This is a genomic window from Johannesbaptistia floridana (genome assembly GCF_057440575.1).
The window spans coordinates 1-8,944 of the sequence record NZ_JALKVM010000293.1; the positions used below are offsets into that span (position 1 = coordinate 1).

Genomic DNA, 8,944 nt, shown 5'->3' on the forward strand with positions numbered 1-8,944 from the left:
AGAGAGGGAGAGGGGGAGAGAGGGAGAGGGGGAGAGAGGGAGAGGGGGAGAGGGGGAGAGGGGGAGAGAGGGAGAGAGGGAGAGAGGGAGAGGGGGAGAAGGGAGAGGGGGAGAGGGGGAGAAGGGAGAGAGGGAGAGGGGGAGAGGGGGAGAGGGGGAGAGGGGGAGAGGGGGAGAAGGGAGAGAGGGAGAGAGGGAGAGGGGGAGAGGGGAAATGTGCTACAAACGAATACACTTGACCACCAAATGCCAAGAGAGCCCCTAAATTTTAAAACTCAGGCAGAAAAAGCCTGAGTTGCATTTCTCTTTAATTAATTTCTCTGACGGTGGGTTTTCCGTCTTTAATTTCTCCCACCAGAATCAAGTCTGCTAAACCCACAAATAAACCATTCTCTAATACTCCTGGTATATTGTTGATTTTTGACTCTAATTCTGCGGGATTGTCAATTTGAGAAAATTTAACATCTATGACTAGATTACCTTGGTCTGTGACCACTGGACCATCTTTTTTGATGCCCATCCGTATTTCTGGTTCCCCTCCAAGTTCGGATAAAGCCTTCATCACTGGTGATAAAGCCATGGGAATTACTTCTACTGGTAGTAAAAAGGTTGAACCCAGTTTGTCTACTAGTTTATTGCTATCTACTACAACTATAAATAATTCCGCTAGGCTATCTACCACCTTTTCCCTGGTATGGGCTGCTCCTCCGCCTTTAATCAGGTTTTTTGCCGGGTCTACTTCGTCGGCTCCATCTATGGCTACATCAATGCGGTCTATGGCATCTAGGGTAGTTAGGGGAATACCGTATTTTTTAGCTAATACTTCCGACTGAAAAGAGGTAGGTACTCCTTTGATATTTTCTAGTTCTCCTGATTTTAGGCGATCGCCTATATACTCAATTGCATAGGCTGCGGTTGATCCCGTACCTAAGCCTACGATTGAGTTTGATTTCACTCTAGAAGCTGCCGCTAGACCTACTTCTTTTTTCATTACTTTTACCGGATCAACCTCTACAGACATTCTCAGTACTCCTTTTTTTTTTCTACTTGTGGTCGAAACCACAAATCATTGTACTATGAATTGCTGGTTTGAGTTGCCAATCTTTCTTTAAGAATTGCTAATTCCTCTGCCCAACGTGGATCTGGTTGAACTGATTGAGAATCGCTTTGGTTATTTGTTTGATTCTGCTTACGGTTCCGTTTGTTATTACTTTTCTTCGATGGTTTTGGTGTTTGTGTTTGTTCTGAGCTAGTTTTGTGCTCTCCGCTCTCTTTTTCTGGCTCTTTTTCTTTGGTTTTCGTTCTAGGTAATGCTTTCTCTATTTTGATTGCATTTCCCATGAATTCTTGACCGTTGTATTTTTCTATAATTTCCTCTGCTAAATCTTCATTCGCCACTGTGATAAACGCAAATCCTTTACAGTGACCTTTGCGGTCTGTGGGTACTTTTGGGGTTGACACTAGTTCGCTTGATTCTGCAAACACAGATTTTAAATCATCCCGTTCTATTGGTTGTTTAGTTGGTAAATTACCTACATAAAGACGAACTGGCATTCGTTTCTTCCTCCTGATGTTGTTTTGATAAAAATTGATAATGAAAACTTTCTTTGTAGAGATATACTACTTCCACCTATTGACTTTGTCCAGATTGTTGGCCAGCTATCTTTTCGCTGTCTTGACTTCATAATTTTAACAGAATTAGCTTTTTGCGTCAAAATAGTCACTTTTTCAATAATCTTCTACAAAATATTAATAGGTAGTCATTGAACTTTTTTGAGTTGCTTTTCTTCAGATCTGCTTACCTGGCGAAATTTTTCTCCTTTACTCTAATTATTGCAGAATCTTTACATAATTTAAACAATTTAGTTAAATTTTTTCTTTTTATTTCACTTAATTTTACCAGATCAGGTTATCTCCTGTAACTTTACCTTTTACTTATTACTTTCTTACTAGTACATCAGTACTCTTTCTTTCGGTATAATAGTTAAGATTTCAATACAAAGATTGGACATTTTGTCAAATAATTGTTATATTTATTTACAAGTTATCAAAAATAAGTAAGTAAGGAGTTTACTATGTCAGAGTCAGTTAACTTATCTCTGGAACAACAATTTAACTTACACTCTTTTGCAACGCAAGTAGATAAAATGAGTCATAAACAAGCTCAAGAATGTTTAGTGAAATTGTATGAACAGATGATTGTCAGAGAAAATCTTTATAAGGAGTTTTTAAAGCATCAGTGGGGTCTAGATATTAACCCTCAAACTTAACTGAAGGTTAAAACCTAATACTCATGCTGCCTTTATCTCTTGTTAGGTTATCGTTTTTTAGTTTGGGTTTAGCGATAAAAAAACTGGGGATGTAGGGGAGCTTTATTCAAGTCTTGCATCTTTTCCACTCATTGGCTGGTGTGGTGAAATGTAGAATTAAGAATTAAGAATGCAGAATAAACAAATTATTTTTTAAGTATTTATACTTAACATTGGCGGTAGGACAAGAGCGCCGAAAACCGGCGAAGCTTGAACCCCACCTTTGACCTATCCTTTATAAGGAACTCACGAAACTCTTGTATAGCAGGGGGAGAAATTTTAAGTAAAATTACTTAATTTGCTGGTTAAATTTATATTGCCATACATTATTTTATTAGACAAAATCTGAAAAAGCCCTAATACACAAGTTACTGGTTTTGTCAAGTTTTATGTTAAGAAAGATGTTTATAAAGCATAGACCTTTAACAGGGAAGAGTTTTAAGAGTAATTTTTCTATATTTTACTGATATTTAATTTAAAGTTTGAACTTTCAGGAGTTTTTCGATAATTTTGGGTTTGAGATGTTCAAACTCTTGTTTAAGATGACGTTTACTTGCTTGTGGTTTACCAAAGTATTTAATACTTCTAGAATCTTGAGTCCAGTTACGAAGTAGTTGGCATTGACGTTTAGCAATAGTTGCTTTCATCACGTGCTTACATTTAGGTTCTTCATTGATTGCGAAAAATAGGATTGAGTAAGAGCTGGTTTTAGAAAGTAACAGGGCTACTTGTAAACCTAAATCTGTTTTTAAATCAAGATAACAAGGCAACCAACGAGGACCATGTTCTTGGTGGTATAGAACTGTAATCCACAAAATCATGGGATGGGGAGAAGCCAAGTATAAGAATTGATTATAACGAATACTTGAGAGGCGATGGCGAATATCTTCATATTCTAACATTACCCAGAGGGTGGGGTATGATTTTTGATTAATCTCCATTACCCGAGGAAAAACAATCTTTTGTTGTGGTTTGTCCTTTGGCCAAGAAGCTTCTGAATATGATTCTTCTCTACGAGGGATGACTATCTCTGTTTTAGAAGAAGTAAAAATTTTATCGTTTTGAAGGGATAATTGCTGCTGAGGTGAAAAAAATTGTGATTCAGTTTTGATTTTTTCTAAAACAGAGAGAATTTCGGTGATAGACTGAGGGCGGGAATTGGGTTTTTTAGCTAAACACTTTAAAATTAGTTTTTCTAATTCATAGGGAATATTCAAACTAGCTTTAAATTCTCGGGGAGGCAGTTCGTGATGTGCTTTATACCAACCTGGGAAGGTGGGGGTTTCTGGAATTATGGGCATTTGATTGGTAAGCATTTCATACATCATTACCCCGAGGCTGTAAATATCCGAGCGATTATCTAATTCTTTTCCTTCCATTTGTTCTGGAGAACAATAAGCGAGGGTCCCCATAAAAGAATTTGTTTGGTTGTTGTCGGAACTAATCAGTTTAGCGATACCAAAATCTAGTACTTTAACTAGTTCCCCAATAGTTGGGTCTTCAAGTACATAAATGTTGCTTGGTTTAATATCTCGGTGTATGATTGGTGAGTGTTCGCCTTTAAACACGATGCCTTTGTGGGCGGATTCTAAACCTAGACAAATTTGACGAGTTAAAGAGAGAAAACGAGGGAGAGGAATATTTTGTTCTTGAATGATGTCTCCAAGACTTACTCCTTGGAGAAATTCCATAACATAGTAAGGAACTCGATTTTCATCAACTCCATAATCTCTAACTCCTACTACGTGTATGCTTCTTTCTGCCAAGTTAGCACAGATTGTTGCTTCTCTCTCAAAGCGATCGCGCATTTTTTGATTTAATAGTGTTTGGGCTAGGAATTTAACAGCTACAGTTGTATCCCCTAGTAGTTTATCTTCTGCACGATAAACGTAACCCATTGCTCCTGTCCCGATTAATTCTACTAGACGGTAGCGTTTGGCGATTATGCGATTGAGATTGCGATCTGTGCTCATCTTAGCTCAACTCCAGTTTCATACCCATCAAACAAAGAGACTTTCACCATTATTTCCCACTTACACTATTTGACTTTTCAATAGCAAAGCCGATCATTTGCCCTTAATTCATTTTACTCATATACCTATTTGTTTTCTTCCATATAGTTATAAAAATAATTTTTGTAACTAAGCTTGATAATCTAACTTTGCAATTCTAATTCTGCTTCTACGGTACTGGTAATAAAATGACCGTTAAAAATCGCTCCTGCCATTTGATAAGTTCTAGGATTCACCTTATAAAAAGTTTCAAAGCCCCCTTGTCTTTGATTATCTTTTATTACCCAATAACGTTGTATGATGGCATTGGGAGCAACCCAGCCTTCTCCCTCTATTTTACCTAATAAGTTTTGTTTTAACACGTAGGTGTACTGATAGGCATTATTTTGAAAATGTCCTCGATATTTCCCTAATATCTCTGTGTGATTATTATCGGGAAAGGTTATCTCTGTACTCATTGTAAACCAGGTAGGTTCACCCCAGACAATACTGATTAACCCCTCAATTTTCATTGGTGGTTGATTACTATCTTGCCAATTTCCTGTTAGGAACCATCTTCCTGTTTCTACTAAAAAACTGTGGCTCAACTTTTTGCTCCTTTTGTTAAGTTTTCTTGTGTTAAGTTTTCAATTTTTGTGTTTACAGTTTGATTCATCGAGCCAAGTAGCATTTCCTGTGAGGCCCCTGTAACCTGTGGGAAATTTCCTGGATATTTATTTTCCCTGCGCCAATAGGCCAGAACTGCAAAAGCTATTGCCTCTTTATATTTAGCACTTATGCCCAAGCTATCTGTAGAACAAACAGTTATTTCTTCTCCTAATTTAGCCTGTAGACGCTTTTTTAGGTAGAGGTTATAACTACCTCCTCCACAAAGTAAGACAGAAGATGGCATTTTTGGTAAAAATAGCTGATAATTAGTCACAATTGTCGCCACTGTTAATTCTGTCAAGGTTGCTAACCAATCTGCACTGCTTAGCTGGTTTTTTTGACTATCAGAGTAACAATGAGAGAGATAGGCAAAGCCAAATAATTCTCTCCCTGTAGATTTAGGAGGTGGTTGGCTGAAAAAGGGATTATCTGCTATCCATTGGTTAACTAAAGAAGTGCAGGGTTTACCAAGGGATGCCCATTCCCCATTCTTATCAAAGTGTTGCTTACCCTGAGTTAGTTGTTTAACGGCTAAATCCAGGAGTATATTCCCTGGACCTGTGTCCCAACCCATAATTGATTTTTCCCAGTCAGGGTTTTTTTTAGGAGGTAAATAAGTCACGTTAGCGATACCTCCCAGGTTTTGAATACATCTAGTTTCTTCGGTGTCGGCCAGTAAAGCTGCATCTACTTTGGGAACTAAGGGGGCACCTTGACCTCCTGCGGCGATATCAGCGGCGCGAAAGTCGCTAACTGTGGGAATACCTGTTAAGTGAGCAATCGAAGCTCCACGGCCTAATTGTAAGCTATAGCCTAATTTTTGCTCTTTTTGGGGTGAATGGTACACGGTTTGACCATGGGAACCGATTAAGGCTACATCTGGGTTATTTTTAGCTAAATTCAAGGCTGCCTTGGCGAAACAGGAGGCTATCGCTTCATCTAGGGCAGCCAAAGCCGCCATTGATAGGGGTTTACCACTGCTTACAGCCAAAATTTGAGATTGTAAAGGAGCAGGATAGGGGAAAAACCCCGTATCTAAAACAGATACTTGTATATCTAGATTTTTTCCCTTTATTTCTACCAAAGCGGCATCAATTCCATCTACGGAAGTGCCACTCATTAAGCCAATTACTTTCACTCAATTTCTAGGGGGTCAACACTTATAGACATATTAACTGATGATGGGCAGATTTGTTGTAAATTTTGTAAATTTGGTAAAGTATTCAAGGGTTGACGATTAAACTTGAGTAGAACTTGCCAACGATAGCGACGGGCTACCCTCATTACTTGTGCTGGCGCTGGTCCTAAAATTTCTGCTGCTTCACCGAAGGTGGAGATACAAGCATCGGCGATTTCATTGGCTGTGGTTTCTACTTCTGCTTCCTTGAGGCCACTTAAACGAATCAAAATGAGACTACCATAGGGAGGGTAGTCTAACTCAGCTCTTTGTTGTAATTCTGTTTCGATAAATTTTTGATAGTTATAACTTTTTACCGCCTCTAGTACTGGATGTTCTGGGGAGTAGGTTTGAATAATTACTCTCCCCTCTTCTTCTCCTCTCCCTGCCCTTCCTGCTACTTGGGTTAAGATTTGAAAAGCTTGTTCTGCTGTACGATAGTTAGAGCGGTGTAAGAGTCCATCTGCCGCTACTACTCCAATCAAAGTTACTTGAGCTACATCTATGCCTTTGGTGAGCATTTGGGTACCTATCAACACATCAGCTTCTCCCTGGGCAAAACGATGTAAAAGATTGCGGTGGGCGCCTTTGGTGCGGGTGGTATCACTGTCAAAGCGAATTAGTCTGAGTTGGGGAAACAGACGATTTAATTCTAAATATACTTTTTGTGTGCCACTACCAAAGAATTTAAGGTAGGGAGAACTGCATTCGGGACAAGTTTCTGGTTGTAAACTGGTATGGTTGCAGTAGTGACAACGGAGTAATTTGCTGGCTCCTTCGTAGGTGTAGTGGTAGGAGAGAGAAACATCACAGTTAGGGCATTCAATCACATATCCACAACTACGACAAGATACAAAAGTACTGTGTCCTCGTCGAGGGATAAAGAGAATTGCCTGTTGATTTTCTTCTAGGTTTTCTAAGGCTTGGTAGAGAGCATCACTAAAGAGAGAGCGATTACCTCTTTGTAGTTCTTGGCGCATATCAACAATTTCTACGGGAGGTAATGGCCGTGATTGGATTCTCTCTGGTAAGGATAAGTAGTAGCTGTTGGTATTTTGTTGTTGATGGCGGCAGTTATACCAAGTTTCACTGGCGGGAGTCGCTGAACCGAGGATTAGGGGGCAATTGGCTTGTTGAGCTTGCCAGGTGGCTACTTTGCGGGCATGGTAGGTGGGCATCCTCTGACTTTCTTGGAAGCTAGAATCATGTTCTTCATCGAGTACAATTAAACCTAAGTCAGATATGGGGAGAAATACAGCAGAACGAGTTCCTATTACTATGTGGGATTCTCTCCTCAGCATTTGTCTCCAGGTGTCGTAACGTTCACCATCTCCTAAGGCACTGTGATAGACTAAAACCTTTTTGCCGAAACGAGCCCGAAAACGGTCCGTAAGTTGAGGGGTAAGACCAATTTCGGGTACTAATATTAAGACGGATTTTCCCTCAGCTACTAGGGGTGCGATCGCCTGGAGATATACTTCTGTTTTCCCGGATCCTGTTACCCCATGGAGTAAGACTTGAGCATATCCTGTGAGTTTTCTGATTACTTCTAATGCTTCTGCTTGGTGTTGAGTTAGTTGTTTTGGTCTATCTGGTGTTATTTTACCCTGTTGGTCTAAACGCAGTCTTTCTCTTGATTCAATGACTACACAGCCATTTTTAGCCAGGTTTTCTACTGTTGATGCAGTAGTTTGGGCAATTTGTATCAATTCTGTTAACCATAATTCTCCCCCTCTCATGCCCAATACTTCTAACACTTCTCTTTGTTTTGGAGTCAAATCAGGAGGAAAGCTATCAACTACTTTTGTAACCGCTTTTTGTCGTTTTGGGCGAATTACCTTTGGCGGTTCTATGTAACTAGTTATCCATCCTTTTTTACTTAATTCTCTTATGCCTCTATCGGCGCTCTTGATTTCTCTGCGTAGATATTGAAAGCTATAATCTCCTCCTGTTTTTTGTTTCTGGAGTAAGTTAAGTATATTTTGGGCTGAGAGGCTACAGAAGTTTTCTGCCCCTGGGGGTATCTTATCGGGATTTAATTTAATGCGTCGTTGAGATTTTCCCAATAATCCTGGGGGTAAGGCAAGGCGAATCACATTAAATAAGTCTGTGCCGTAGTAACTAGAAACTTGAGTGAGTATTTGCCAATAGGTGCTAGGGAATACTTTGGCGGCGATTACTTCAGCGATGTCTTTTATTTTTTCTTGGGGTAAATCTGCTGGTGGTGTATTTTGGAGACGAATTACTATTCCTCCTACTAATTTATTGCCAAAGGGTACACTCACAATATCACCTGGTTCTACTACTATAGATTCAGGTAAGTTATATGTAAATAAGCCCTGCACTCCTGGGCAATCTACCAATATCTCCACCCAGTTATTGAGGTTTTCATCGGCGGTGGAGTAACTAGAGGTTGGTTCGCGTAGAATCGTTGTGTTAGTAAGCATAGAAGGAGGAAGGGGTAATTTTTCTTCAATTATTATAACTTGCTTATCGCTTATCAGTATTCTTGTACTGATTTATAAATATTCTTAATTTCAAGTATTATTTAATCTACAATTATAGCCACCAAACAGACACAAAGTTTAACGCACCACAATATCAGAAAAATAAAACTAATGTTGGGTTTCGTTCCTCAACCCAACCTACACAGGATGCTATTTTCACTGATTGATAAATATTCTTAATTTGAAGTATTAAAAACTTTCTGACAATGTAACTCTAATCTATACTAAAAGCTTCCCCAACTCACATCTTCCACCAGTACTTATGTACTAAATTAACCTCAGAAAAAGTTC

At 39.2% G+C, this 8,944-nt stretch carries 8 protein-coding genes; 2 read left to right on the plus strand and 6 right to left on the minus strand.

Translation table 11 applies throughout. The features are described from left to right. The coding region (locus tag MW688_RS17785) for a hypothetical protein (RefSeq protein WP_486737353.1) at positions 1 to 265 on the plus strand (265 nt) is incomplete at its 5' end. Between the two features lie 42 nt (positions 266 to 307). Here MW688_RS17785 and rpiA read toward each other — a convergent pair. Both rpiA and MW688_RS17795 read right to left on the minus strand, forming a co-directional pair. Then, entirely contained in the window at positions 308 to 1,021 is a 714-nt protein-coding gene (gene rpiA / locus MW688_RS17790; RefSeq protein WP_486737354.1) for a ribose-5-phosphate isomerase RpiA, read from the minus strand. A 53-nt stretch (positions 1,022 to 1,074) separates the two neighbouring features. Next, on the minus strand, positions 1,075 to 1,554 hold the full coding sequence (locus MW688_RS17795; protein ID WP_486737355.1) for an RNA recognition motif domain-containing protein: 480 nt from the start codon (positions 1,552 to 1,554) through the stop codon (positions 1,075 to 1,077). Between the two features lie 521 nt (positions 1,555 to 2,075). On the opposite strand from MW688_RS17795, the gene MW688_RS17800 reads away from it, so the two are divergent. Then, positions 2,076 to 2,270, plus strand: coding sequence for an NblA/ycf18 family protein (locus tag MW688_RS17800; RefSeq protein ID WP_486737356.1), 195 nt, complete (start codon positions 2,076 to 2,078; stop codon positions 2,268 to 2,270). A 509-nt stretch (positions 2,271 to 2,779) separates the two neighbouring features. Here MW688_RS17800 and MW688_RS17805 read toward each other — a convergent pair. From MW688_RS17805 to priA, 4 genes are all read right to left on the minus strand, one after another. Further along, positions 2,780 to 4,282, minus strand: a complete 1,503-nt coding sequence (locus MW688_RS17805) for a serine/threonine protein kinase (protein WP_486737357.1) — start codon at positions 4,280 to 4,282, stop codon at positions 2,780 to 2,782. Between the two features lie 182 nt (positions 4,283 to 4,464). Next, positions 4,465 to 4,908, minus strand: a complete 444-nt coding sequence (locus MW688_RS17810) for a hypothetical protein (protein WP_486737358.1) — start codon at positions 4,906 to 4,908, stop codon at positions 4,465 to 4,467. Next, the gene (locus tag MW688_RS17815) at positions 4,905 to 6,107 is read right to left on the minus strand and encodes an anhydro-N-acetylmuramic acid kinase (RefSeq protein ID WP_486737359.1); all 1,203 of its coding nucleotides are present in this window, start codon (positions 6,105 to 6,107) and stop codon (positions 4,905 to 4,907) included. The genes MW688_RS17810 and MW688_RS17815 overlap by 4 nt, the downstream gene beginning before the upstream one ends. Further along, positions 6,104 to 8,593, minus strand: coding sequence for a primosomal protein N' (priA, locus tag MW688_RS17820; RefSeq protein WP_486737360.1), 2,490 nt, complete (start codon positions 8,591 to 8,593; stop codon positions 6,104 to 6,106). The genes MW688_RS17815 and priA overlap by 4 nt, the downstream gene beginning before the upstream one ends. Positions 8,594 to 8,944: the final 351 nt, after the last annotated feature.